At 59.8% G+C, this 24458-nt stretch carries 22 protein-coding genes; 17 read left to right on the forward strand and 5 right to left on the reverse strand.

Annotated features, from left to right (window positions below):
• The first annotated feature begins 279 nt into the window (after window positions 1-279).
• Together Q1A51_RS01980 and Q1A51_RS01985 are read left to right on the forward strand one after the other, a co-directional pair.
• Window positions 280-1089 carry a lytic transglycosylase domain-containing protein gene (locus Q1A51_RS01980; RefSeq protein ID WP_299603177.1) on the forward strand — a complete coding sequence of 270 codons (810 nt, stop codon included), beginning with the start codon at window positions 280-282 and terminating at the stop codon, window positions 1087-1089.
• A 231-nt stretch (window positions 1090-1320) separates the two neighbouring features.
• Window positions 1321-1764, forward strand: coding sequence for a glyoxalase superfamily protein (locus Q1A51_RS01985; protein WP_299603180.1), 444 nt, complete (start codon window positions 1321-1323; stop codon window positions 1762-1764).
• A 25-nt stretch (window positions 1765-1789) separates the two neighbouring features.
• Here the strand turns inward: Q1A51_RS01985 and Q1A51_RS01990 are convergent, their stop codons facing one another.
• Window positions 1790-2536, reverse strand: coding sequence for a DUF3445 domain-containing protein (locus tag Q1A51_RS01990; protein WP_299603183.1), 747 nt, complete (start codon window positions 2534-2536; stop codon window positions 1790-1792).
• 121 nt (window positions 2537-2657) lie between these two features.
• On the opposite strand from Q1A51_RS01990, the gene dddP reads away from it, so the two are divergent.
• The 6 genes from dddP to Q1A51_RS02020 all read left to right on the forward strand — a co-directional run bounded on the left by dddP (window position 2658) and on the right by Q1A51_RS02020 (window position 12199).
• Window positions 2658-3998, forward strand: a complete 1341-nt coding sequence (dddP, locus tag Q1A51_RS01995; protein WP_299603186.1) for a dimethylsulfonioproprionate lyase DddP — start codon at window positions 2658-2660, stop codon at window positions 3996-3998.
• Between the two features lie 310 nt (window positions 3999-4308).
• On the forward strand, window positions 4309-6258 hold the full coding sequence (locus Q1A51_RS02000; RefSeq protein ID WP_299603188.1) for a LodA/GoxA family CTQ-dependent oxidase: 1950 nt from the start codon (window positions 4309-4311) through the stop codon (window positions 6256-6258).
• Window positions 6258-7334 carry a tryptophan 7-halogenase gene (locus tag Q1A51_RS02005; protein WP_299603191.1) on the forward strand — a complete coding sequence of 359 codons (1077 nt, stop codon included), beginning with the start codon at window positions 6258-6260 and terminating at the stop codon, window positions 7332-7334. The genes Q1A51_RS02000 and Q1A51_RS02005 overlap by 1 nt, the downstream gene beginning before the upstream one ends.
• Window positions 7335-9476 carry a CTQ-dependent lysine 6-oxidase LodA gene (gene lodA, locus Q1A51_RS02010; RefSeq protein WP_299603194.1) on the forward strand — a complete coding sequence of 714 codons (2142 nt, stop codon included), beginning with the start codon at window positions 7335-7337 and terminating at the stop codon, window positions 9474-9476.
• Window positions 9477-9478: 2 nt separating this feature from the next.
• Window positions 9479-10786, forward strand: coding sequence for a tryptophan 7-halogenase (locus Q1A51_RS02015; protein ID WP_299603197.1), 1308 nt, complete (start codon window positions 9479-9481; stop codon window positions 10784-10786).
• 177 nt (window positions 10787-10963) lie between these two features.
• Window positions 10964-12199 carry a bifunctional alpha/beta hydrolase/OsmC family protein gene (locus Q1A51_RS02020; protein ID WP_299603200.1) on the forward strand — a complete coding sequence of 412 codons (1236 nt, stop codon included), beginning with the start codon at window positions 10964-10966 and terminating at the stop codon, window positions 12197-12199.
• Window positions 12200-12294: 95 nt separating this feature from the next.
• Here Q1A51_RS02020 and Q1A51_RS02025 read toward each other — a convergent pair whose 3' ends face one another.
• The 3 genes from Q1A51_RS02025 to Q1A51_RS02035 form a co-directional block, all read right to left on the reverse strand.
• Window positions 12295-12894 carry a biotin transporter BioY gene (locus Q1A51_RS02025; protein ID WP_299603203.1) on the reverse strand — a complete coding sequence of 200 codons (600 nt, stop codon included), beginning with the start codon at window positions 12892-12894 and terminating at the stop codon, window positions 12295-12297.
• Window positions 12895-12985: 91 nt separating this feature from the next.
• Window positions 12986-13393: a DUF6314 family protein gene (locus Q1A51_RS02030; RefSeq protein ID WP_299603205.1), complete on the reverse strand. Its 408-nt coding sequence runs from the start codon at window positions 13391-13393 to the stop codon at window positions 12986-12988.
• Window positions 13383-13715 (reverse strand): hypothetical protein, encoded by a 333-nt coding sequence (locus tag Q1A51_RS02035; protein ID WP_299603207.1) that lies wholly within the window; start codon window positions 13713-13715, stop codon window positions 13383-13385. Before Q1A51_RS02035 ends, Q1A51_RS02030 begins: the two co-directional genes overlap by 11 nt.
• Before the next feature lie 81 nt (window positions 13716-13796).
• On the opposite strand from Q1A51_RS02035, the gene purB reads away from it, so the two are divergent.
• The 6 genes from purB (at window position 13797) to Q1A51_RS02065 (ending at window position 19174) form a co-directional block, all read left to right on the forward strand.
• Complete coding sequence (gene purB / locus Q1A51_RS02040) at window positions 13797-15104, forward strand: adenylosuccinate lyase (RefSeq protein WP_299603209.1); 1308 nt, start codon at window positions 13797-13799, stop codon at window positions 15102-15104.
• Window positions 15105-15253: 149 nt separating this feature from the next.
• Entirely contained in the window at window positions 15254-15418 is a 165-nt protein-coding gene (locus tag Q1A51_RS02045; RefSeq protein ID WP_299206715.1) for a carbohydrate-binding module family 14 protein, read from the forward strand.
• Window positions 15419-15504: 86 nt separating this feature from the next.
• On the forward strand, window positions 15505-16110 hold the full coding sequence (locus tag Q1A51_RS02050; RefSeq protein ID WP_299603212.1) for a hypothetical protein: 606 nt from the start codon (window positions 15505-15507) through the stop codon (window positions 16108-16110).
• A 71-nt stretch (window positions 16111-16181) separates the two neighbouring features.
• Window positions 16182-17261, forward strand: coding sequence for a FliG C-terminal domain-containing protein (locus Q1A51_RS02055; RefSeq protein WP_299603215.1), 1080 nt, complete (start codon window positions 16182-16184; stop codon window positions 17259-17261).
• 133 nt (window positions 17262-17394) lie between these two features.
• On the forward strand, window positions 17395-18252 hold the full coding sequence (locus tag Q1A51_RS02060; protein WP_299603218.1) for a DMT family transporter: 858 nt from the start codon (window positions 17395-17397) through the stop codon (window positions 18250-18252).
• Between the two features lie 25 nt (window positions 18253-18277).
• Complete coding sequence (locus Q1A51_RS02065) at window positions 18278-19174, forward strand: lysophospholipid acyltransferase family protein (RefSeq protein WP_299603221.1); 897 nt, start codon at window positions 18278-18280, stop codon at window positions 19172-19174.
• A gap of 7 nt (window positions 19175-19181) precedes the next feature.
• Here the strand turns inward: Q1A51_RS02065 and Q1A51_RS02070 are convergent, their stop codons facing one another.
• Complete coding sequence (locus Q1A51_RS02070) at window positions 19182-19874, reverse strand: thioredoxin family protein (RefSeq protein WP_299603223.1); 693 nt, start codon at window positions 19872-19874, stop codon at window positions 19182-19184.
• Window positions 19875-20125: 251 nt separating this feature from the next.
• Between Q1A51_RS02070 and acnA the strand changes: the two genes are divergently transcribed.
• The 3 genes from acnA (at window position 20126) to Q1A51_RS02085 (ending at window position 24448) form a co-directional block, all read left to right on the forward strand.
• Window positions 20126-22813: an aconitate hydratase AcnA gene (gene acnA / locus Q1A51_RS02075; RefSeq protein WP_299603225.1), complete on the forward strand. Its 2688-nt coding sequence runs from the start codon at window positions 20126-20128 to the stop codon at window positions 22811-22813.
• Between the two features lie 62 nt (window positions 22814-22875).
• Window positions 22876-23577 carry an SDR family oxidoreductase gene (locus Q1A51_RS02080; protein ID WP_299603227.1) on the forward strand — a complete coding sequence of 234 codons (702 nt, stop codon included), beginning with the start codon at window positions 22876-22878 and terminating at the stop codon, window positions 23575-23577.
• A gap of 196 nt (window positions 23578-23773) precedes the next feature.
• Window positions 23774-24448 carry a VPLPA-CTERM sorting domain-containing protein gene (locus tag Q1A51_RS02085; RefSeq protein ID WP_299206729.1) on the forward strand — a complete coding sequence of 225 codons (675 nt, stop codon included), beginning with the start codon at window positions 23774-23776 and terminating at the stop codon, window positions 24446-24448.
• The last annotated feature ends 10 nt before the right edge of the window (window positions 24449-24458 follow it).

The raw sequence follows: 24458 nt of genomic DNA on the forward strand, positions 1-24458 counted from the left end.
ATGACTTGCTCATATGACGTCTTGGACGCCCTAAGGTCCTGAATTCCTTACTTGCATCCGCTACCAGCAGTTAAGACTATGGCAGCATTACAGAACTATTTTAACCAGGTGACCATATTATGACCACGACACAGTTTTGCTTCCGCGTCTGTATTGCAGCGTCCGCCATTATGGCGCTGCACTTGATCCTGACGCACGTCGCCTAAACAGCCAACAAGGTTGATTTTGAAAACCAAGCGCGTGCAGGTTACTCTGCACGCGTTTTGCAGGAGAGCTAACATGCATTTCAAACAGCGTGCGCGCAGCCTATTTGCCGCTGGACTCATTCTAACAGCAGGCGCCGGATCAGCACTGGCGCAGTGCGGGAACACCTCCGCAGGCTTTGAAACATGGAAGACCAGCTTTGCGAATGATGCGAGGAAAGCAGGCGTCAGATCGTCGGGGCTGCAAGCGCTCGCAAACGCGCAGTATGCGACACGTACGATTGCCGCAGATCGCAATCAAAAGTCGTTCCGCTACTCGCTTGATAAATTCATGCAGGTCCGTGGCGCGGATACAATCGTTGCGCAAGGACGCAAGCGCAAAGCCCGCAGCCCCGATTTCTATGCGGCGCTTGAACGTCAATACGGTGTGCCATCCGGTGTGCTGATTGCCATCCACGGGATGGAGACCGCGTTTGGCGGGTTCATGGGCGACAGCTCTGTTGTGTCAGCCATTGTGACGCTGACCTATGATTGCCGCCGTTCGGACTTTTTCGCACCGCACGCCATTGGCGCGTTGAAGCTGGTGGATCAAGGGTCGATCACAGGCGCGACCAAAGGGGCCAAGCATGGCGAGTTGGGGCACACTCAGTTCTTGCCCGGCAACGCACTGAAATACGGTGTGGATGCAAATGGCGACGGGCGCATCGATCTGTACAACCAAACCGATGCCTTGGCCTCGACCGCCAACTTTCTCCGGCAGAAAGGTTGGAAAACGGGTCAGGGTTATCAGCAAGGGCAGCCAAATTTTGCCGTCATAAAGCAGTGGAACGCGGCAACGGTCTATCAACAAGCCATCGCCATCATGGGCGCGCGCATCGACGGGTGACCTGCGCGCCGTCGTCGCGCTTGGCCATCTTTGCGATGCTCTGTGGATGCAAAACCTGCTCAACGCGCTTGTCATTGCGGCAGCCTCATCATAGATGGTCGGCCATAGGGTTCAGGCCCCTGCCCTCCGCATCTTGGTGAAGCCTGACGATCCGACCCCAATTTCGGTCGCGGGCATGGCAACGCGGAGACCCAGCTGCCCAGATCACGCGACCGGAGAACGGAGACGGATATGGACATCCCACTTCCCTCACGCGCAGCGCTCAAGGCGCAAGCCAAGCGATTACGTGCGGCCATGAACGAGGCTGGCACCCCTTGCACCCATTCCCTGGCGCTGGAAACGGTGGCACGGCAATGGGGTGCGCGCGATTGGAACACCTTGAATGCACGGGCGCAGGACGACAGCCAACACGGGTATCATCCCGGACAACGCGTGTCCGGTCGCTACCTGGGGCATCGCTTTGCGGGTTTCGTGAAATCCGCGCGGCTCATGCCGAACGGGCGTCACGCCCTGACCCTGCGCTTTGACGATGCAATTGACGTTGTCGCGTCGCGGCACTTCTCGGCGTGGCGCAAGCAGGTGAACTGTGTCGTGGATCAGCGCGGGCGCACGTTGCGCACCACGTCAAACGGGCAACCGCATGTGGTTATCCACGATGCCTGGTGCGGCAGATGATTGGGTCAGGCGGTCCTTGGCCCGCCTAACTCAGCCCTGACACGTCTTCGCGCGCCAGCACATAGGTGTGAATGGCAAACACCACCGCACGGCTTTGCGGCAGACGCAGCAGCGTCTGCCGTTCGCTCCTATAATATGGCCCCTCGGTCAGGCCCGCCCCCACTCGTCGCGGTTCTGACTGAGACCGGGGCTGGAACAGTTCTGGGTCCTGATACCAAAGCTGGTTGAACCGCCACAGCGGACGCCCGACCTGAATCCCGTCAAACAGGCGCTGCACGCGGCGTGCAAGGTCACCGGTGTATTCCGAGACGGGTATGTGAATGTCGACCAGAGGTCGGCCAGCTTTCTCGCTCAGCCGCCACGAGGCCGGAAAACACAACACAGCGCCAGTCAACACATGTTCGTCGCCGCGCTTCTGCATCAATACAAAGTCGTTCTGGCACAGCCGCCCCAATGTCTTCATCGGCGCGGAATGATCCAACGATACAATGCGCCCATCCGGACAGGTGACGTCATTGCCATCCCGCTGAAACCCTTGCGCGGGCAAGATGTCGAGCACGGCATTCAGCAATTCATCTGCGGCGTCAAGCGCCAACGGGTCGAGGTACAAGACCTCACCGGCTCGTTCCGCCAACAAGGCCTCACGCCGTGCCATCTGTTCGGCATAGGCATCATCCACGCGCAGCCACAGTCCGCCCTCGGGCTGGATACCCGGCAAGGCGCGGCTGACGCGCATGTCTTCGGGCAATTCACGCTGCAAAATCACGGTCATGGCGCACATTTGCACGGGGTTCGATCAACACGCCACAGCAAAAAAACGCCGGTTCCCTGTCGGAAACGGGCAACTGCACCGCACGAATCCACGGCACCCTGCCCTCAGGGAAGGACGCACCATGAACCAGCATTACCGTGACACGCGCAAAATCGACCCCAATCGCGGCGCCGCGTTGGGCGATGGCACACCGAATGATGCCGACCGCATTGAAATCGGCCCAACGCAACTTGCCTTTGCCGAATGGGAGGCTGCTGGCCTGCAACTGCCCAACCTCGCCAACATGCGCGAATATCGCTGGCGCAGGCTGACCCAGCACATCGTTGATCGCGGCTATGCCGGCCTTTTGATGTTTGACCCGCTCAACATCCGCTACGCCACCGACTCGACCAACATGCAGCTTTGGAACACGCACAACCCGTTCAGGGCCGTACTGCTGTGCGCTGATGGTTACATGGTGATCTGGGATTACAAGAACGCCCCCTTCCTGTCGTCCTTCAATCCGCTGGTCAAAGAGGTGCGGCACGGGGCTGATCTGTTCTACTTCGACCGGGGCGACAAGATCGACATCGCCGCCGATGCCTTTGCCAATGCCGTGCGCGAGATTTGCGCGGAACACGCCCCCGGCCATACGCGCCTCGCTGTCGACAAACCGATGGTGCACGGGCTCCGCGCGCTTGAGGCGCAGGGGTTCACCGTCATGGATGGCGAGGAAGTCACTGAGAAGTCCCGCTCCATCAAAGGCCCGGACGAAATCAAGGCCATGCGCTGCGCGGTCAACGCCTGCGAAGCGTCGATCAAAGCGATGGAGGATTTCGCGCGGGCCAATGTCGGCGATGGCAAGACATGTGAGGATGATATCTGGGCTATCCTGCATGCCGAGAACGTCAGACGCGGCGGCGAATGGATCGAAACGCGGCTCCTGTCCTCCGGTCCACGCACCAATCCGTGGTTTCAGGAATGCGGGCCACGCATCTGCCAGCAGAACGAAATCATATCCTTCGACACCGACCTTGTCGGATCATACGGCATCTGCGTCGACATCTCGCGCAGCTGGTGGATCGGTCCTGACACACCGCGCGCCGACATGGTCTATGCCATGCAGCACGCGCACGAACACATCATGCAAAACATGGAGATGATCAAACCGGGTGTTATGATCCCCGAGTTGACGGCCAACACACATGTGCTGGATGACAAATTCCAGGCCCAGAAATACGGCTGCCTCATGCATGGCGTTGGCCTGTGCGATGAATGGCCATTGGTCGCCTATCCCGACAAGGCGGTGCCGGGCGCATTCGACTACGCGCTTCAGCCGGGCATGGTGCTGTGCGTCGAAGCTGCAGTGGGTGAAGTCGGTGGGGACTTTAGCATCAAGCTGGAGGATCAGGTGCTGGTTACGGAAGACGGGTTCGAAAACCTGATTGGATACGAGTTTGATCCCGCGCTGATGGGTCTCTGATTTCTGAGGACGAGCGCGCCATCCCGGCGCGCATCTTGGAAATCCCCGCCTCTGCGTGCGTGGTGTGGGCAGACCGCAGGTCGCCCTGCATCCATGCCACCCCCGACAACCTGGAAAAGCGTTTCTGCCCGGCCCCAACTTGCCCAGTCTCGATGGAGGCAGGTCTGTTTCAATCTTCGCCCAGGACAATCATGAAAACTGTATGCGGAACCGTATTTCTCGCATAACGTGAATATATCAGTCGAATCTATGTTGGGTTGAAACTGCATTTTTCGCTCATACGCGAGCAAAGTCATTTTTTGGGGATCATATGAACGCCGACGACATTGAAAGCATCGCAATCCACCCGGCAATCGGTGTCGCCCGCGTCGGAAATGCGAACGACGCATATTTCCTTGCCCCCGAGGTGATTGGGGAAACACCGAAAGACACAGATGGTTTTCGCGACGCCCATGGTCACCTCAAACGCCAGGTGGCGCGTTTCCGAGTGTACGCGACCCTCAAATCCGGGGAAGTGCGCGAAATCACGGCGTCCGACGCCCAGATCAACTGGCGGGTGGAAGTGGCCAATCTCAAGGCCGGGTGGTACGAATTCCAGCACGCGATGGACCTGCCGCCTGATCAGGTGTTTGAACCGCCCAAACGCAATGCAGATTTCAATGACGATGACCGCGAACGGCTGAGCATTCGGCCCAACGCGCGCCATGTCAGCGGTCCCAACACAACGTCCGACGCCTTCGACGACGGGACCTTTTTCGGCAAGCCCGTGTATCTGGGTGAACTGCGCACCGACGACCAAGGGCGGCTTTTGTTTTTCGGTGGGCATGGCAAGTCCGAGCCACTGGTGCCCGGCACCGCGCCCACCACTTTTGCCAACAATGATGGCTGGCATGACGACACATGCGACGGCCCAGTGCGCGCGACAATCACCATCGGTGGCCGCGATTTCGAAGCGCAGCCCGCCCACGTGATCGTCGCGCCCCCGAACTTTGGCCCGGGTCTGTTCGGTGTTGTGACGATGGACGACGTGGTACGCGATCTGTTCTTTGGGCTTGGCGTTCTGGACGCCCCGGAACACACTAGCTTCACCCGCGACATCTGGCCCATCTTCGACAGGATGACCGGGCATCAATGGGTGTGCGACGGCATCTTGCTTCTTGCTGGTCAAGGAACGCCGCTGGATGCGCGCGACCCGGCGATCATTGCGCAGATGGGGGACCCTTCGGACGCCAGCGCCGCGTACAGGCAGGCCGTGTTCAATCTGTTCCGCAACAGCAAGACAGAGGCCCTGAAACATGCGGCCCTGCCCCCCTTCTATGGAGACACATACGGAGACCGATATCTTGATGGTCCTCATGAGGGAGAGTTGGTCAATCCGGCACGTGAAGATCTGTTCCTGACCAAGACCCAGTATCAGCACATCGAAAACTGGGCGAACGGCGATTTTGAAGCCGACTGGGATGGTATCCCCGTAATCCCGGATTTTGACAACATCGCCGTGGCGGATCAGCCCCGGGAACTGGATCGCGCCGCGTTGCACGAATGTCTGGGTGGCCCGTTTCACCCGGGCATCGAACTGACCTGGCCCATGCGCCTCGCCTCAATGTGGGATCCGGACAGACCCTATCGGTTGCGCCCCCTGCCCGAGGGTGAGCCGGTGCGCCAGAACTACGGCGTGACGCTCAGCCGTGAACAGGCGCTGGCATCGGATGGGCCTTGGGGACCAACCGGCGCAGGCAGTCTGACGCGCTGGATGGGGGTGCCATGGCAAACGGACGAGGCCTCCTGCAACTCGGGTCTTGTCTATACGCCAAGCCTGTACCTCAGCTCACCCAGTTTCTGGGGCGCGCGTGTCCCGAACCAAGTGCTGCCCATTGAAGCTTACAACATAGCCACCACTCCGGACCTCGCCCCGCTTCAAGTGCAGCGCCACTTCAGCAACCGCCGCTTCTGGCTGCGCGACCTGCAAGGCACGGGCTACGCCGCACGCATCAATAACATGGTGCACAAATGGTGGATGACCGGCCTGGTCGAAGCCCACACTCCACCAGAGGGCGCGGGGCTGCCCGACACATGCTTTGTCGAAACCGGGCGCTCACCCAGTTTCACCAAGGGCGATCCCAGCCTGAGGTTGGCAAAGGGTGTCGTCGCCCTTCAAGCGCAAGAGGACAAGGCCGCCACGCCATTGGGCACTGCGCCAGGCACCGAGGACGCCGTCGAAGAACAGACCTTCGAACGGCTGGGCCGCGGCGAGGTCTAGTGCCTGCCGTTCTCATTGCCGGTGGCGGGCCCGCGGGGCTTGCCGCTTCTATTGCGCTTGCGGAACGCAAGGTACCCGTCACCGTAGTCGATCCATCCGGGGCAGCAGCCGAAACACGTGGCGAGTTGCTTGCCCACGGTGCCGCGCAGATTGTGCGGCGTTTGGGCTTGAGCCACGTTCTGACGGACGCGCTGTTGATCAGCGATGTTGTCAGCCATTGGGGTGCCGCTGGCCTGCAATCCCATGGCGCGCATCCAGGTCTCGGCTTGCACGGCTGGGGTATCGACCGCCGCGCACTTGCCAAAGCGATGCGGGAACGGGCCCTTGATCTGGGCGTGACACTGCACAAGGCGCGCGTGGCCCAAAGCCACCCATCTGAAACGGGGTGGCGTGTGATGGTGAAAACACCCGTAGGCACGGAAACACGGCATGCAGACTACGTGATTGATGCAACGGGCCGCCCGGCCCATATCGCCAGACGTCAGCAGGCCACTGTTTTGCATGGCCCCGCACTGGTCGCCGTTCTTTGGCAATTGGGCGCGCCGCAACATGCAACAATGCAGGCCGAAGCCGCGCCGAATGGGTGGTGGTACATGGTTCCGCACAAAACCGGCGGGACAGTCGGGTTTGTCACAGACGCCGCCACCGCCAAACGCATCAGTGCCAGTCCAACCGCCTTCCTGGACAGCGTGAAGGATACACTGTCGCTTGTATCGCTGAACGGAATATCCACTCCGCCCTGGTCAATGGATTGCCGCAGCGCAGCTCTGGATCACACCTCTGGCGCCGGATGGCTTGCAACGGGCGATGCTGCAGCCGCCTTTGACCCGATCACATCCCAAGGGCTTTTCAATGCCTTATCCGCCGGTTTCTTTGCAGGCAACGCCGCCGCAGATGCGATTTCAGGCGATGCAGAGGCCCCCAAAGTATACGATGCCCTGCTGACCCGGACGGTCGAACGCACGCATGCCACAACCCATCTGCAATACGCCGCTTTACCCTTTGACACGCCGTTTTGGCGACACCACGCACGGGCCGGTCTGGAAAAGAGCAAAACGTCAGCAGTTCCCGCTTGAGTGGAATCTGCCGCATATGCAAGCTGGCCCTATTCAGGTGCCGCATTCACGAATGGTTATTCAGATCATTCCACATTTCTGGGAGGAACGCAGTTGCCCACATTTGAGATTCACCCCCGCATTGGCGTTGCACGGCTTGGGAACAGCTTGACGGACTTTTATCTGTCGCCAACCGAAACCGGTGGCCTGCCCGTTACCTGCGATGAATGGGGCAATGAAACGCCGGACGCCGGGCCTGTCACCGTGTTCAAGGACGCAACCGGCGCGATCAAGCGGCAAGCCGCGAAATTCCATGTTTTTCAAAAGGATGACGATGGAGCTGAACGTAAGGTGTCATTGGACGACGCAGAGATCGACAAGATCGAATGGGTGGCTCATGTCGCGAACAAGAAGCCGATCTGGTACACGTTCTCTGAACTGCTGGGGGACCTCGAATTCGGCGAAAGCAACAGCTACGACAACAACCACGTGCCATGGAACAACCCGGATGTGACCAGCAGGAAAAAGCGGCAAAAGCTGATCATCGACCCCGGCCCCCGCCACATCTCGGCGCCGCAAACCAGCATTGATTTCTCGCGCTACAATATCCCCGAAGACTACAAGCACGGGTCCTTCCCCGACCTATCAAATGGTGGTCAGCAGATTGACACGCTGGGCGAGTTGAAGATGGATGCACAGGGCAATCTCATCGCATTGGGTGGCTTTGGTCGCGTCACGGGCAGCGCAGAAATTTCCAGCTTCCGTGGGGCCGCAGGCTATTGGGACGACATCGCGGATGGTTATGTCTTTGCGCGTGTGACCATGGCCGACGGGACGGTGCACGACACATCATCGGCCTGGCTGGTCGTGGGCAGCCCGAAATACGCGCCCGAAATCGTGAACATCACGACGCTGGCTGACACGATGGACGACGTGGCCATCCGCAAACGCAATGCGCGGCCTGATGTCTTCCCCGGTGGGGATACCTCCTCGGATTGGCCCCGCGACCCACGCAACGGCTATACACCTCTGCAAGGCTTCAACCCGGACTATGTCGTGAACTTCGAACGGGATGTGCAGCCCATCGTCGACCGCATGGGCCTCTACAAATACGTAGCCAACGTCCCCACCATGGATGATTTCGCCAATCCGAAATTCGATATGCGGGATGCCAGCGACGGCAACTCGGACCAGCGCATGCGGTACTTCAACCTGTTCCGCATGCCACTTCTGCCCAAGGACTACAGCGAGTTCTACGCCACCATGTCCAAAGGCCCCGGCCAGCTTTACGCGCTCAAGGATAATGATCCCGACACCTTGTCGGGCCTGCCAATGATGCCGCTCAATTCCGGCGACAACTCGGTCACCAACACGGGCCCTATCTACAAGTTCGAAACGCTGTCACCCACGCAGTATTTCTATCTGTACCAATGGGCATGCGGGCACTTCACGACCGACAAGCCCGACCCGCTGTCACTGACCGAACATATGGACCGAGTGGACGCCAGCAACTGCGTGGGTGCCCCGTTCAGCCCCGGGATCGAAGTGACGTGGAGTGTACGCAGCGCAGCCATCTATGACGCCCCCCTGCATCTGAAGCTGGCCCATGACAAACGCGGCTACGCCAAGATGTCCAAGCATTATGAGAAAGAGGGCCTGAGCGTTGATCACAACGAATGTGCAGGCGGCGGATGCGAGCCCGGCGACCTGACCAAACGTATGGCAATCCCGTGGATGGCCGATTTCCATGAATGCACGGTCCAGACCCCGAACCTGACCAACATCCACGTCAACCAACTGGCAGACGGATCGGGGATCGAGGTGCCGCCGGCCTTCTATGTCTACTGGTGGCCGCCACAAAGCCCGTTCAATGTGACCACCGGCACGCAATTGCCGCAGGATCAAGTGCTCGACGCCTTTGTCAGCGACATTGACGGGCAGACCATCGTGCCACAGGGCCAGAATGTCGAATTCCAACGCGGCATCGATTCCGCACAAAAGATGATCGACTCGTGGTTCATGCTGGGCTTTCTGCTGAACCGCGGCACCGAAGAGGTCCCGTATATCGTTGAAACTGAACGGAACTTCGGACAACTGGCGCAGGCGCACATCACCGAAATCACGTCAGCGGCGGCCGCGGCCTCCACGGCAGCCAAGGGCTGACCGTGGATCAGCACTTCGATGTTGCGATCATCGGCGGCGGACCTGCGGGCACCGCCGCCGCACTGACGCTGTGCAAGCGCACCGACATCTCTGTCACCGTCCTTGAACGCGGCGCTTATGCACAGCCGAAAGTCGGCGAATCCCTGTCACCGGGCGTCCGTGGGTTACTGCAATATCTCGACCTGTGGTACCGGTTCGAACAGGAACAGAGACTCAGCTTGCTGGGAAGCGAGGCGGCATGGGGCAGCGACGCGCTTGGCACCATGGACTTTATCCTGACGCTGCACGGCGCAGGCTGGGCGCTCGACCGCCAGCGTTTTGAACAAATGATGGCGGACGAGGTAGAGCGGCGGGGTGTGCCGCTACAAACCGAAACAAGCGTCATGGCCTGCCACCATGATGGTGCAGTCTGGCACCTGGATTTGGGCGATCGTGTCATGACCGCGCGTTACGTGATCGATGCAGCTGGGCGAACATCGCGATTTTCAGTGCGGGACGGGGCGCATCGACAGCGCAACGACACGTTGACAGCGATCAGCACGCGGTTGCCACGCGCGGACGATGCCCAACAGATGACACGCGTCGAAGCCTTCGAGGATGGCTGGTGGTATGCTGCCCCCCTGCCCACTGGGGACACCATTCTGTGCCTGTTCTCGGACGCCGAACGCATACATGCCTTGCGCCTGTCGGACCCGCAGGTGTGGGCAGACCACCTGTCACAAACACAGCATATCAAGCCGCTGATCAAAGCGGGTCAGACACAGCTATCACAGCTCGAAACCCTGCCCGCCTTCTCCGGCCTGCTGAGCCGCGGAGATCCAAACACTCCCATGGTGGCCGCAGGGGATGCCATCGCCGCGCGTGACCCGCTATCGTCCTCCGGCATACCCAACGCGATCGGCAGCGGCATTCAGGCAGCCCGCGTAGCCGCCGACTGGCTCTTTGGAACCGGCGCATTGAAACCCGCCTATCTGGACGGTGTGGCGCAGGATCACGCGGCGTATCTGAAAACACATTGGCGAACCTACAGGACCGAAGACAGGTGGGCGGACGCACCATTCTGGCGCTTCCGCTCTGCGCAGGTGACCAGAGGGCCCGGTGCAAGAGTTTGCGCCGCTCCCAATGGGGATACCTCGCTTTTTGTGCCGGGCCATGTTGCCCGCTGGATTGCAGGCGAAGCGCAACGGCCGACATCACAGCTTGATCTTGTCAGACAGGCCCGCCAGACCTTTCCCGACATCCCGGACGAACGACTGCTGCTTGCCATCGAAGACCTGACAATCGTTGCTGGTACAGCCCCGTCAGCCTGACATTATCCCGGCAAACCCCGTGTTGTCCGTTCCCGTTTGCACGCAGATTCTCACCCGCGCGGCTCGGGTTCCAGATGGCACACCATATGTCACGGCAACACCTGTGCGTGAGAACTATGTCACGCCCCTTCTTTCCAAAGGCATCCTGTACCATTCTCCCAGTCAAGGAGACAGCATATGCCCACTGAACGCATCACATTCCCCGGTCATGCCGGAACCCTCGACGCCCGGCTCGACATGCCCGACGGGCCACATCTGGCCACAGCCGTCTTTGCTCACTGTTTTACCTGCGGCAAGGATATCCCGGCCGCGCGTCGGATTGCGGCGCGGTTGACCACGATGGGCATCGCCGTGCTGCGCTTTGATTTTACCGGTTTGGGCCACAGCGAAGGTGAGTTTGCCAACACATCCTTCACCTCGAATGTCGAAGATCTTGTGCAAGCCGTCGCATATCTTGAGGGGCGCGGTCTGCCACCCACTCTGATGATCGGCCATTCTCTTGGCGGCGCTGCCGTGCTCAAGGCAACCGCACGGCTGGACCAGATCAAAGCTGTCGCAACCCTTGGTGCGCCTTTCGACCCCGAACATGTGACGCACAACTTCTCTGACGCCCTGTCCGAGATCATCGCGCAAGGGGAAGCCGAGGTGAACCTGGGTGGCCGTCCCTTCCGCATCGGCAAAGGCTTTGTCGAGGACGTGACCGACGAAGCCCTGCAACCTGCCATCGCACGGCTCAACGCCGCCCTTCTGGTTCTGCACGCCCCGCGCGACACGATCGTCAGCATCGACAACGCGAGCGAGATATTCCTCGCCGCCAAACATCCCAAAAGCTTCGTGACGCTGGACGACGCGGATCACTTGGTGACAAAGGCCGAGCATGCGGAGTATGCCGCCGACATCATCGCCACATGGGCCAAGAAGTACTTGCAGCTCAAACCACCCGCCCCGCCCATCGGCGCGCCCGAAGGCATCGTGCGCAGCTCGGAAGCCGATCCAAAGGGGTTCCTGCAGGACATCACCCACGGAACGCGCCACCACATCCTCGCGGATGAACCCCGCGCCTATGGCGGCACCAATCAGGGCCTGTCGCCCTATGGCCTGCTGTCGGCCGGTCTGGCGGCCTGTACATCCATGACCATCCGCATGTATGCGCGCCGCAAGGAATGGCCACTGGATCATGTCCATGTCGATGTCAGCCACAACAAAGTGCATGCGCAGGACGCGGGAACAGGTTCGGGCGACAAGATCGACGAGTGGAAACGCAGGATCAGCCTGACCGGCCGCCTCGATGATGCACAGCGGCAACGACTGCTCGAAATCGCCGATAAATGCCCTGTTCACAGGACATTAGAGAGAACTTCTAAGGTTTTGACTGAACTCGCGCCCGTGGGTGAGGTGTTGGAGATCACCTAACCCTTTACGGGCTCAGACCGGCAATCCGACCCCAAGAATGAAATGAGGCGCGGCCCCGTCAGGGACCGCGCCTCTCATTTGGATCAGGAGAGTGATCAGCCGCGTGCGCGGCCCACCAGTTTCCATGCTGCCGGCAGAACCAGAGCGGCCAGCGCCAGCTTCAGCGCATCCCCCACTAGGAACGGTGTCAGGCCCCACTCAAGGATCGGCTTGTCCCAGCCGTAAAGCTGACCCAGCCACGCAAGGCCCGGAACGTAGATCAGTACGTTGCCGATCAGCATCGCCAGCGCCATCCACAGCACCGATCGGTCCCAGCCGCGTTGCGCCAGTGCGCCCAGCGCAACGGTAGCCATCACATATCCAACCAGGTAACCGCCTGTGCCGCCCATCATGTAGGTCAGGCCGAATTTCTCAGCCGACGACCCGGCAAAAACGTCAAAGCCCAGCGCGCCGACAATCATGTAGCCAATGATCGTGACCAGACCCAGACGCGCGCCATAGGCTGCACCGATGGTCAGCACGGCAAAGGTCCCCATCGTGATCGGAACGGGCCACATTGGCACCTTGATTTTTGCTGCAACTGCAAGAAAGGCAATGCCCAACACCACCAGGGCAACTTGCTTGACGCGCAGCGCCGTACCCTCTGTTGCGCCAAGCATATCGCTCAGCACCTTGTTATTCCACGTCGATTCCATGAGGCCTCACCTGTCAGGTCAAAAAGAAGTGCGCGTGTTGTGCCAAGGGGTCGCGGTTTCTGCAAGTGCAAAGCGGATGTTTGCGATCACATCAGCCTATGCGGCTATATCGGGTCACGCTCAAATAGCCCTTGCGTGGTCCACTCACGTCCCACGTCACATTGAAGGAAGGCCAGGCCGTGAAATCATAGGTTCCGACATAAGTGTCCGGATCGCAAAAGTGCTCGGTGCGACCGCCCGAGCACGGCACTCTGTGAAAGAAACGCCCATCGTCAAAGAACACGGACAGATCCGTTGTCCAGTGGTACTTGCGTTCCGCCTGCATCGGGGCGGCACCTTCCATCTGCAAAACACCTCTTTCGAAATAGTCCAACCCATCTGACACAGGCACCCATCGGGCGGTTCCTTCAAGGCGGACCACAGGCCCGACGGTGGGAGTGATCGTGCGTTCGATGGCCCACGCACCGGCAAAATCTGCCGACGTACGATCAGTCTGCATAGCTGGCTTCCGTGATGTCTCCGCCCTGCCCAACAAAGCGCAACATGTCATTCTTGCGATCCATCATGTAGCAGGCCCACATGTCATTCGGCGGCCATTGACTGCAGTACTGATCATCTTCGATGCGCCAATAGCCCCAGCTTTCACGCCCCTTGTATATATAAAGGGTTCGACCTGAATCGCGAAAATCCTGCGTGGTGTCAGGATAGGCCAGCGTGCGCCCGGTCAGGGCGTCGCGAATCTGCTCGCCCGTCATAGCCTCCCAATCCTCGGCAGCAGCAGGACTGCCCATCAGGGTCAAGATCAGGGCAAAGCGTCTCATATGGGGGCCTTCGTCTTGTCGTTCGTCGGGCCTCAGTCTAAGGACGCGGCACGATATCCGACAGTCACAAAAAGGTGCCCCATGATCCCACGTTATTCCCGCCCCGACATGGTTGCGATCTGGGACCCGGCCACCAAGTTCCGCATCTGGTACGAGATCGAGGCCCACGCCTGTGACGCAATGGCCGATCTGGGCGTGATCCCCCGCGAAAATGCCGAGGCTGTCTGGAAGGCCAAAGACGTCGAGTTTGACGTCGCCCGCATTGACGAAATTGAGGCTGTGACCAAGCACGACGTCATCGCCTTCCTCACTCACCTGGCTGAACATGTGGGCAGCGACGAGGCGCGGTTCGTCCACCAGGGCATGACCAGCTCAGACGTGCTCGACACCTGTTTCAACGTCCAGCTCACCCGCGCCGCCGACATCCTGATTGCCGATCTCGAAGGGTTGCTTGCCGCCCTCAAGCGCCGCGCGTTCGAACACAAGGACACGCCACGCATCGGGCGCAGCCACGGCATCCACGCCGAACCCACCACAATGGGCCTGACCTTTGCCCGCTTCTATGCAGAAATGGACCGCAACCTCAGCCGCATGCGCGACGCGCGGGCCGAGATTGCGACGGGCGCCATCAGCGGTGCCGTTGGCACCTTTGCCAATGTCGACCCTGCTGTCGAAGAACATGTCTGCGACAAGCTGGGTCTCGTCCCCGAACCGATCAGCACCCAAGTGATCCCCCGTGATCGTCACGCAGCCTTCTTTGCAACGCTCGGTGTGGTGGCCAGCTCGATCGAGAACGTCGCCGTCGAAATCCGCCATATGCAGCGGACCGAGGTGCTGGAAGGGGCCGAGTTCTTCTCGATGGGCCAAAAGGGCTCGTCGGCGATGCCGCACAAGAAGAACCCGGTTCTGACGGAAAACCTGACGGGCCTCGCCCGCATGGTCCGCTCTGCCGTGATCCCGGCGATGGAAAACGTGGCCCTTTGGCACGAGCGGGACATCAGCCACTCCTCGGTTGAGCGCATGATCGGCCCCGATGCCACCATCACGCTCGACTTCGCCCTTGCCCGTCTGACCAGCGTTGTCGACAAGATGCTGATCTTCCCCGAGAACATGCTGGACAACATGAACAAGTTCCCCGGCCTGATGATGAGCCAGCGTGTGCTGCTTGCCCTGACCCAAGCCGGTGTCAGCCGCGAGGATGCCTATACCTTGGTGCAGCGCAACGCTTTGAAGGTCTGGGAACATCGTACAGATTTCAAAGAGGAATTGCTGGGCGACGCAGACGTGACCGCCGCACTGAGCAAGGAAGAGATCGAAGAGAAATTCGACCTTGGCTATCACACCAAGCATGTCGACACGATCTTTGCCCGGGTGTTCGCCGAAGGTTGACCTGCGGGGCGGACGACACGTCCGCCTTACTTATTTTTGATCACACAGCATGCAATAAGGCGCATCAGGATGCGCCTTACCTCGTTTTTGTTTTGCGGAACGGCATCTGTGCCCTACCCTTTGTCCACCCAAGATAAAGGAGAGGACAGATGAAGACCAAGACCCTTGTGGTGGCACTGGCGTTCACCCTCGCCCCCACGCTCACACTCGCCATGGGCTGCAACTATGGCAAACACGAACAGCAAGCGATGTCCTGCGCGTCTGGCACTGTCTACGATGCGGACACCAACAGCTGCGTGGCCACGACCGGATAACGCTCACGATTTCGTGATCGCATAAAAATCGGAGGCGCCGGGTTGTCTCTGCATCATACCCGACGCATCCAATACGGAGACTTCCAATGCTGCGCACCTTGATCCTGACCACGGCCATCGCCCTTCCGCTGGCCTTGCCCACAAGCAGCTTTGCCGCCGGCGGCAACGACAATTCAAAGCCCAAGAAAACCGAAACCACACAGAACTGCCTGCAAGCGCGCCAATGGGATCCCGACAAAAAGGCTTATGTCCGCTTCTCGCAGCCCGTGAACGGTGTGTGGGACGCAACGATCGGCAAATGCGTGCGCCCTGACAAGACATCGTATCTGGATGCAGACGAGCTCTACAAAGCCGTGCGTGAACTGGCCTATGCCGGGCGCTACAACGAAGCCAACACCGTGCTCGACCAGATGCCCGACCAAGCGGAAGACCGGGTGCTGACCTATCGTGGCTTCACGGCGCGCAAGACTGGCCAGCTTGAACTGGCGAACGTCTACTACCAGCAAGCCATTGAAACTAACCCCGACAACATCCTGGCCCGGTCCTATATGGGCCAAGGCAAGGTCGTCGAAGGGGACAAGGTCGCCGCCCTGACCCAATTGCGCGAAATCCAGGCGCGCGGCGGTGCCGGCACCTGGGCCGAGCAAAGCCTGCGCGACGCCATCGAAAGCGGGACAACCTACAACTACTGATCCCGGGTCGGGGTTGAGGGATTCTCAACCTTTGCCTGCCACAACGACATCAAATCGTTTCGAGGCAGGACATGACTGATCTGGTACCCGTGTCCGCCACCCCTGCCCCGGTGCAGCAGGGTGGCGGTTTCTCTTCTACCCGCACGCCCCCCTTGCTGTCTCGTCGGGCCAAGGCTGCCATCGTGGTGCGCCTGCTTCTGAACGAAGGCGCGGATATCCCTCTCGAAGAACTGCCAGAAGACCTGCAGGCCCACCTGACCAAAGCGATGGGGTCCATGCGTGTGGTCGATCGCGACACGTTGCAGCTGGTAGCGGCCGAATTTGCCGAAGAGGTTGAGCGTATTGGCCTCAGCCTGCCGGGCAGCATGGCGGGCGCGCTGGATGCGCTCGATGGCAAGATCAGCGCACAAACAGCGGCACGCCTGCGCAAGGAGGCTGGTGTGAAACGCGGCGGCGATCCCTGGCAGCGCATCCGCGAGATGGGGCCAGACACCTTGTTGCCTGTGCTGGAAGAAGAAGCCGTCGAAATCGCAGCTGTCATGCTGTCGAAGCTGGATGTGACCAAGGCGGCGCAGCTTCTGGGTCTTCTGCCCGGTCCGCGCGCACGCCAGATTACCTACGCCGTGTCACAGACCGGGGCAGTGACGCCTGAGGCGGTAGAACGGATCGGCCTGTCGCTGGCCACGCAAATGGAGGCACAGCCGCTACGCGCCTTTGACAACGGGCCCGTCGAACGTGTCGGCGCGATCCTGAACTCCTCGACCTCGACCACACGGGACGAGATGCTGGCCGGGCTGGAGGAAACGGATGAAGGTTTCGCGACAGCCGTTCGCAAGGCCATCTTCACCTTCGAAAACATCCCGACCCGCATTGAACCCCGCGATGTGCCACGCATCCTGCGCAATGTGGAACAGGATGATCTGATCATGGCCTTTGCTGGAGCTCCGGCCATGGGGCTCGACACATCGGTCGAGTTTGTCCTGACCAACATGTCTGCCCGCATGGCGGATCAGATGCGCGAAGAAGTGGAGGAAGCAGGTACGCCAAAACCCGCAGATGTCGAAACGGCCATGGGCAATGTTGTCAAAGCGATCCGCGATATGGAAGCAAGCGGCAACCTGATGCTGATCACCCAAGAGGAAGAAGAGTAAGGTCAGCACCCGTCTGCCTCATCTCGCCTCAGCACCACCACGCAAAACCGCCCGACGCAATGTTCGGCCCGCGCCAACTTTGCCGGGCAGTCACGCACTCGACACCGATTACGGCACCGCGTAAGCGGCACGGATGCAATCGCCAAATCCATCCCGTGCAATCCTCCTAACCATCACCGCCATCATCTGCTTTGGGATAATGGACGTGGCGGTCAAGGCGGTCTCCCCCGCCACAGGCACCCTACCCGCCTTGTGGGCGCGCTATGCCGGGCAAATGCTGATCGTGTTGATCCTGATCGCGCCCCGTTTGCGACAGGTGGTGCGCAGCCGGTATCCCAAGTTGCAAATCGCGCGGTCCGTCCTGCTGATGCTGGCCACGTTCTTTTTCTTTTCGGCCCTTGGTCATATCGGTCTGGCCGAAGCAACCGCAGTCATGGCCCTGAACCCGGTGTTGATCACGCTGGGCGGGGCGCTGTTTCTGGGTGAAACGCTGGGACCACGCCGCATCGGCGCCATTGTGGCCGCACTTGTCGGCGCACTGATCATCATTCGGCCCGGAACGGACGTATTTCAACCCGCCGCCCTTCTTCCGCTTGTCGCCGCCTTCTGCTTTGCCAGCTACACGCTGATCACGCGACGTGTCGGCCCGGATGAAGATGTCTGGACCTCCCTGTTCTATACTGGGCTGATCGGGTCGGTGATTATCAGCGGTCTTGTCCCCTTTCACATGACCGTGCCGACCTTTAACTCCATCGCGCTGCTCGGGGTGATCGGCATCTTTGGAACGATGGGACAGTTGATGCTGATCCGCGCCCTGTCGCAGGCCGAGGCCGGACTGCTGGCACCATTCAACTACGTTGGCCTGATCACAGCGGTGATCTGGGGGCTGCTCCTGTTCGATGAGTGGCCTGACGCGCCGACGCTTATTGGCGCGCTTGTGATCGCGGGGGCCGGGATTTATGTCTGGCATCGGGAAACGCGGGCCAACTGACGGCACGCCCAGAACACGGACCTCAATGCGATACGATCCCGAAGACCTGCCCTGGCGCGTCAAGCTTGCCTACCTCGCCACCAACGCGGTGGCGCGCACCTGTATCGGCGCGGCCCTGGCATTGCCCTATCGCTGGCGCGTGCCCTTCATGGGATGGATCATGTCGCGCGTGGTGGGACCTCCGGCAGGTTTCAATCGGCGTGCTTTTGAACATGTTGCATTTGCGATGCCGCATCTCTCACCTGCCGAGCAACGGCGTATTGCACGCGACAGCCTTGAAAATGTCGGGCGCACCCTGATCGAAAACTATTCGACACGCATTCTGCTGGAACGTCAGAAAGACACCCCCATAACCGGCTCTGGATTTGACGCGATGGTCCAAGCCGCTGAAACAGGACAGCCCGTTATCCTCGTCACGGGACATTTCGGAAATTACGAAGCGCTACGCGCATCGCTTGTCGGGCGCGGGTTTAAAGTGGGCGGGCTCTACCGCGACATGTCGAACCCATATTTCAACGCTCACTATGTGCGCACGATGCAAGCCTTTGGCGGGCCGGTCTTTCCGCAAGGACGCAAGGGTACGGCAGGGTTCGTCCGCCATCTGAAAGCTGGCGGCCAACTGGTTCTTCTCTTCGACCAGCACGTGTTTCAGGCACCAGTCCTGGATTTTCTCGGACACCCGGCCCACACCGCAGTTTCAGCAGCGGAACTGGCCCTTCGCTACAACGCATTGCTGATCCCGTTTTACGGTATTCGGAATGCGGACGGGTTGACCTTTGATTGCGTGATGGAGAGCCCAATTCCGCATTCTGATCCGACAACAATGACGCAAGCCATGAACGACAGTATCAGCGCCCAGATCCAAGCGCATCCTGACCAATGGCTTTGGGTTGCACGCCGCTGGCGTGTCAAAACCCGCTGAACTGTGACTATCTGAGTTGTGCCGCCGCCAGAATGGGACCACTCAGCCCCTTCTGAACCATGACGACCAGTGGCTTTTCGCCGGGCGCATCCGCTTTGATGCTCAGGTCGGTAATGCCATCCCATTCCTGCAGGATTTTCCAATCCTCGGTCACATTGGCATAGGAAATCGTATGGCCCGCGTTCTCACCCCGCGTGATGCGTGCCGTCCGTTCCGGCGTATAGCGCAGCATCTGCACAACCAGTGGACCGTTTGACGCGCTGCTCTGGGCGACGATCTGCACGCTTTCACCATCGCGGGTAACTTCCAATGAAACGGGTGTCGACTTTTCCGCATATTCCATAATCAAACGCGACAATTCCATGGGGCGTGCGCCAACGATGTCCGTTTGCCCGTTGATGATCATCTGCGGGGTGTAGACAGACCGGCGCCCTGCCTCAACAGCGTAACCGCGCTGACGCTTGGCATAAGCTGGGTCCGCAAACTCGTCTTTCCAGCCGATGTAGTCCCAGTAGTCCACGTGCAACGCCAGGGCGATGACATCGTCCCGCTTGGCCAGCTCATGCATCAGCTTGTCAGCCGGGGGGCATGACGAACACCCCTGCGAGGTGAACAGTTCGACCACCACGGGCGACTGCGCTGCCGCGGGACTGATCAGACTTGCAAATGCCGCGAAGGCAACGGGGATCAAACGATGCATCAAGGGGGCGCACTACCTGTTTGGTTCGGTTTTGAACTGTACCGCCTAATTATGAAAGACTTTCACGATTCACCAATCAAGGTTTGTTGAGCGTATGTGACAGCCGGATCACGACAATGCGCACAAAAACTGTATGCAATGGTATACAAAATCGTCGCACACCCCCTAAATGCAGTTGATCGCAGACATCATTTCAGGGCATGACGAACCCAAGTCATTGCCCCATCCGTTTCAGGAAAGGAAGATAGCCCATGCCCATCACCGTAGGTCAAGACACCGCAAAGACGCGCAAGACGCTGACCGTTGGCGATCAATCCATCGACTATTATTCGATCCCCGCTGCCACAGACGCGGGTCTGGGAGACTTTGCGAACCTGCCTGCCGCCCTGAAGGTGGTGCTGGAAAATATGCTGCGGTTCGAGGACGGCAAGACCGTCAGCGTCGATGACATCAAGGCCTTCGCTGAATGGGGCGCCAAGGGCGGCAAGAACCCCCGCGAGATTGCCTACCGCCCGGCCCGCGTGCTGATGCAGGACTTTACCGGTGTGCCTGCGGTTGTGGACCTTGCTGCCATGCGCGACGGTCTCGTGGCCCTCGGTGGTGATCCGGAAAAGATCAACCCGCTGAACCCCGTTGATCTGGTCATCGACCACTCGGTCATGATCGACGAGTTCGGCAATCCCCGCGCCTTCCAGATGAACGTGGACCGCGAATACGAACGGAACATGGAACGCTACACCTTCCTCAAATGGGGTCAGTCCGCGTTCAACAACTTCCGCGTCGTGCCCCCCGGCACCGGCATCTGCCACCAGGTGAACCTTGAATATCTGGCGCAAACCGTATGGACGGACACCGACCAAGACGGCCACGAAGTGGCCTACCCTGACACGCTGGTCGGCACCGACAGCCACACCACCATGGTCAACGGCGCCGCCGTTCTGGGCTGGGGCGTCGGCGGGATCGAAGCCGAGGCCGCCATGCTGGGCCAACCGATCTCGATGCTGATTCCCGAGGTTGTGGGCTTTGAGCTGACAGGCTCCATGGTCGAAGGCACCACCGGCACCGACCTCGTGCTGAAAGTCGTGGAAATGCTGCGTGAAAAGGGCGTAGTCGGTAAATTCGTCGAATTCTTTGGCGAAGGTCTGAACCGCTTGCCGCTGGCCGACCGCGCCACGATCGCCAACATGGCCCCCGAATACGGCGCCACTTGCGGCTTCTTCCCCATCGACGGCGAAACCCTGCGCTACCTGCGCAACACGGGCCGGGATGAGGCACGCATCGCTCTGGTCGAAGCATATGCCAAGGAAAACGGGTTCTGGCGCGGCGACGATTACGCGCCAATCTACACCGACACCCTGCACCTCGACATGGGCACCATCGTGCCTGCCATCTCGGGCCCCAAGCGCCCGCAGGACTATGTGGCCCTCACCGACGCTAAAACTGCCTTCCTCAAGGAAATGGAAGACACCTTCAAACGCCCCATGGGCAAGGAAATCCCGGTCGAGGGCGAAGACTACACCATGGAATCGGGCAAGGTCGTGATCGCCTCGATCACGTCGTGCACCAACACCTCGAACCCCTATGTGATGATCGGCGCGGGCCTTGTCGCACGCAAGGCCGCTGCGCTGGGTCTGGACCGCAAACCATGGGTGAAAACCTCGCTGGCCCCCGGCTCGCAGGTTGTATCCGCCTATCTCGAAGCCGCGGGCCTGCAAGAAGATCTGGACAAGATCGGGTTCAACCTCGTGGGCTATGGCTGCACCACCTGCATCGGCAACTCCGGCCCCATTCAGGCGGAACTGTCCAAGGCCATTGCAGACGGCGATCTGGTCGCCACCTCTGTGCTGTCGGGCAACCGCAACTTCGAGGGTCGGATTTCGCCCGACGTGCGCGCGAACTACCTCGCCTCCCCACCCCTCGTGGTGGCCTATGCGCTGGCAGGCACGCTCGACATCGATCTGACATCCGAACCCCTGGGACAGGACACGGACGGCAACGACGTCTTCCTGAAAGACATCTGGCCGTCCAGCCAGGAAATCGCGGAACTGGTTGAAGCAACCGTCACGCGCGAGGCGTTCCTGACCAAATACGCGGACGTGTTCAAAGGCGACGAGAAATGGCAGGGCGTCGAAACGACCGACCAGAAAACCTATGACTGGCCACCGCAATCCACCTATGTCCAGAACCCGCCCTACTTCCAGGGCATGTCGCCTGAACCAGGCGTGATCACCAACATCGAAGGGGCCAAGGTTCTGGCACTCTTGGGTGACATGATCACAACCGACCACATCAGCCCGGCAGGGTCGTTCAAAGAAAGCACGCCCGCAGGCCGCTACCTGACAGAACGGCAAGTTGCCCCGCGCGAGTTCAATTCCTATGGCTCGCGTCGCGGCAATCACGAGATCATGATGCGCGGCACATTCGCCAATATCCGCATCAAGAACGAGATGCTGGACGGCGTCGAAGGCGGCTACACCAAGGGGCCCGATGGCGCACAAACCTCAATTTTCGACGCGTCCATGGCGCATCAGGAAAACGGCACACCACTGGTGATCTTTGGCGGCGAACAATACGGCGCCGGATCGTCCCGCGACTGGGCGGCCAAGGGCACAGCCCTGCTGGGCGTCAAGGCGGTCATCGCGGAAAGCTTCGAACGCATCCACCGCTCGAACCTCGTGGGCATGGGTGTCATTCCGTTCGAATTCACAAACGGTGACACCCGCAAATCCCTTGGCCTGACAGGCGACGAAACAGTCTCCATCTCCGGCCTCGACACGATCCAGCCGCTGCAAGAGGTGCCCTGCACGATCACCAAAGCGGACGGCACAGTGCACGAGATCATGCTGAAATGCCGGATCGATACCGCGATCGAAATCGAATACATCGAACATGGCGGCGTTCTGCACTACGTACTGCGCAACCTTGCATCTGCCGCGTAAGCCGGATTTTATACTACCAGAACGGGTGTCCCTCGGGGCGCCCTTTTTGTTGGGAGACCGCTATGAAGATCGCACTTGTCACCGGCGCCGCACGCGGGCTGGGCCGTGCCATCGCCGCCGACCTCGCACAAGATCATCATGTCGCCGTCACATGGCGCGGCACCAATCCGGCGAGTCTACTGGCCGACCATCCCGACATTGCCGCCTTCCAAGTGGACCTTGCAGACCCCGGTGCCACAGCAGCCCTGCCCCGGAGAGTCATCGACCGGTTCGGTCACCTCGACCTGATCGTGAACAATGCGGGCAGCATCCTGACCGATGATGCGGAAAACTACGACGCCAAGACGGTCGAAACCAACTTCAATGTCAACGTGAACGCCCCCATGGGGCTGGTCGCGGCGGCCCTCGACCACCTGCAACCCGGTGCCGCCATCGTCAACATCTCCTCCCAAAACGCCCGCATGCCTGCAATGATCGCGCACAGCTATTCCGCCAGCAAAGCCGCCGTCGACACCTGGACCAGGATCGCAGCCAAGACCCTGGGCCCGAAAGGTATTCGCGTGAACGCGGTCGCCCCGGGTGCCGTCAACACACCCGAAGCGACCCGCCCAGAGGACGTGACCGAAATGATCGCAAAGGACACAGCACTCCGCCGGCTTGCCACACCCGAGGATATCGCCGCCGCCGTCCGCTTCCTCGCCTCCGACGCCGCAGCAGGCATCACGGGCGTCATCCTCGACGTTAACGGAGGCTACCGTCTCTGACACACACCCGTCGTTTTCATCGTTGCTAATCGCCCGTTGCGGATACGCACATCAATTGGGCAAAAACAACAACCCAAAATAGAATTTCAAAGCGCTGAATTGACCTGAAATACAAATCATTGCGAAAAATCCGGAATCAATTTAATAATTAAGTATAGAAAGATATATTTTTTACTTTTTTTGACTGGGGAAGGTTATGAAAAAGCTATTTGCCACCGCTCTTTTTTGCACTGTTTTCGCAAGTGCAGCATCAGCAGTCACCATCAACTTCGAAGACTTTGACGAAGGCGACGTGCTGGGTATTGGCACGGATCTTGGTGGTGGTATCCTTGCCGACGTCACGGCAATCGGTGGCATCGCACAAGCTGTTGTGTTCGACACTGCCAGCGGGACCGTCAGCGCCGGAAATGACCCGGACTTGACGTCGCCCTTCACCAACGCCGAGGACAGCAGCGATCGCCGCGGCTTTGGAAATGCTCTGATCGTTCAGGAAAACGCAACCGGTGGACCAGACGATGTTGTTGGTGGGTCTTTGATCTTCAACTTCGACGCGCTGTGGTCTTTCGCCTCGCTGTTCCTGCTCGACGCCGAAGTGGGCACAAGTGCGACCCTCTTCAACGGAAGCGACGAAGTGGCATCGTTCACTTTGGATAGAAGCAATGAGTCCGAAACGGGCAGCAACCCAAACAACAACGAATTCACGCTGCTTGGTTTTGCCGGGGCCGTCGGTGATACTCTTCGGATTGATTTCGCTGGGTCAGGCGCACTTGGTGAGTTCGAACTCAGCGCCGTGCCGCTTCCGGCAGCATTTTCGCTGCTTCTGGCGGGGCTCGGCGGGCTGGTATTGGTGCGGCGACGCCAAACGGCCTAGACAACCTCGG

Origin of the sequence: uncultured Tateyamaria sp., assembly GCF_947496075.1 — a bacterium.
GTDB lineage: Bacteria > Pseudomonadota > Alphaproteobacteria > Rhodobacterales > Rhodobacteraceae > Tateyamaria.

Excerpts from the sequence above, each read along its gene's own strand:
- Q1A51_RS02060 (WP_299603218.1), top strand. The coding sequence starts at position 17,395 with ATGCAATCGCCAAATCCATCCCGTGCAATCCTCCTAACCATCACCGCC.
- Q1A51_RS02000 (WP_299603188.1), top strand. The coding sequence starts at position 4,309 with ATGAACGCCGACGACATTGAAAGCATCGCAATCCACCCGGCAATCGGT.
- purB (WP_299603209.1), top strand. The coding sequence starts at position 13,797 with ATGATCCCACGTTATTCCCGCCCCGACATGGTTGCGATCTGGGACCCG.
- Q1A51_RS02070 (WP_299603223.1), bottom strand. The coding sequence starts at position 19,874 with ATGCATCGTTTGATCCCCGTTGCCTTCGCGGCATTTGCAAGTCTGATC.
- Q1A51_RS02050 (WP_299603212.1), top strand. The coding sequence starts at position 15,505 with ATGCTGCGCACCTTGATCCTGACCACGGCCATCGCCCTTCCGCTGGCC.
- Q1A51_RS02030 (WP_299603205.1), bottom strand. The coding sequence starts at position 13,393 with ATGCAGACTGATCGTACGTCGGCAGATTTTGCCGGTGCGTGGGCCATC.
- Q1A51_RS02055 (WP_299603215.1), top strand. The coding sequence starts at position 16,182 with ATGACTGATCTGGTACCCGTGTCCGCCACCCCTGCCCCGGTGCAGCAG.
- Q1A51_RS02035 (WP_299603207.1), bottom strand. The coding sequence starts at position 13,715 with ATGAGACGCTTTGCCCTGATCTTGACCCTGATGGGCAGTCCTGCTGCT.
- Q1A51_RS02045 (WP_299206715.1), top strand. The coding sequence starts at position 15,254 with ATGAAGACCAAGACCCTTGTGGTGGCACTGGCGTTCACCCTCGCCCCC.
- Q1A51_RS02080 (WP_299603227.1), top strand. The coding sequence starts at position 22,876 with ATGAAGATCGCACTTGTCACCGGCGCCGCACGCGGGCTGGGCCGTGCC.
- Q1A51_RS02020 (WP_299603200.1), top strand. The coding sequence starts at position 10,964 with ATGCCCACTGAACGCATCACATTCCCCGGTCATGCCGGAACCCTCGAC.
- Q1A51_RS01990 (WP_299603183.1), bottom strand. The coding sequence starts at position 2,536 with ATGACCGTGATTTTGCAGCGTGAATTGCCCGAAGACATGCGCGTCAGC.
- Q1A51_RS02065 (WP_299603221.1), top strand. The coding sequence starts at position 18,278 with ATGCGATACGATCCCGAAGACCTGCCCTGGCGCGTCAAGCTTGCCTAC.
- acnA (WP_299603225.1), top strand. The coding sequence starts at position 20,126 with ATGCCCATCACCGTAGGTCAAGACACCGCAAAGACGCGCAAGACGCTG.
- Q1A51_RS01985 (WP_299603180.1), top strand. The coding sequence starts at position 1,321 with ATGGACATCCCACTTCCCTCACGCGCAGCGCTCAAGGCGCAAGCCAAG.
- Q1A51_RS02025 (WP_299603203.1), bottom strand. The coding sequence starts at position 12,894 with ATGGAATCGACGTGGAATAACAAGGTGCTGAGCGATATGCTTGGCGCA.
- Q1A51_RS02085 (WP_299206729.1), top strand. The coding sequence starts at position 23,774 with ATGAAAAAGCTATTTGCCACCGCTCTTTTTTGCACTGTTTTCGCAAGT.
- Q1A51_RS01980 (WP_299603177.1), top strand. The coding sequence starts at position 280 with ATGCATTTCAAACAGCGTGCGCGCAGCCTATTTGCCGCTGGACTCATT.
- dddP (WP_299603186.1), top strand. The coding sequence starts at position 2,658 with ATGAACCAGCATTACCGTGACACGCGCAAAATCGACCCCAATCGCGGC.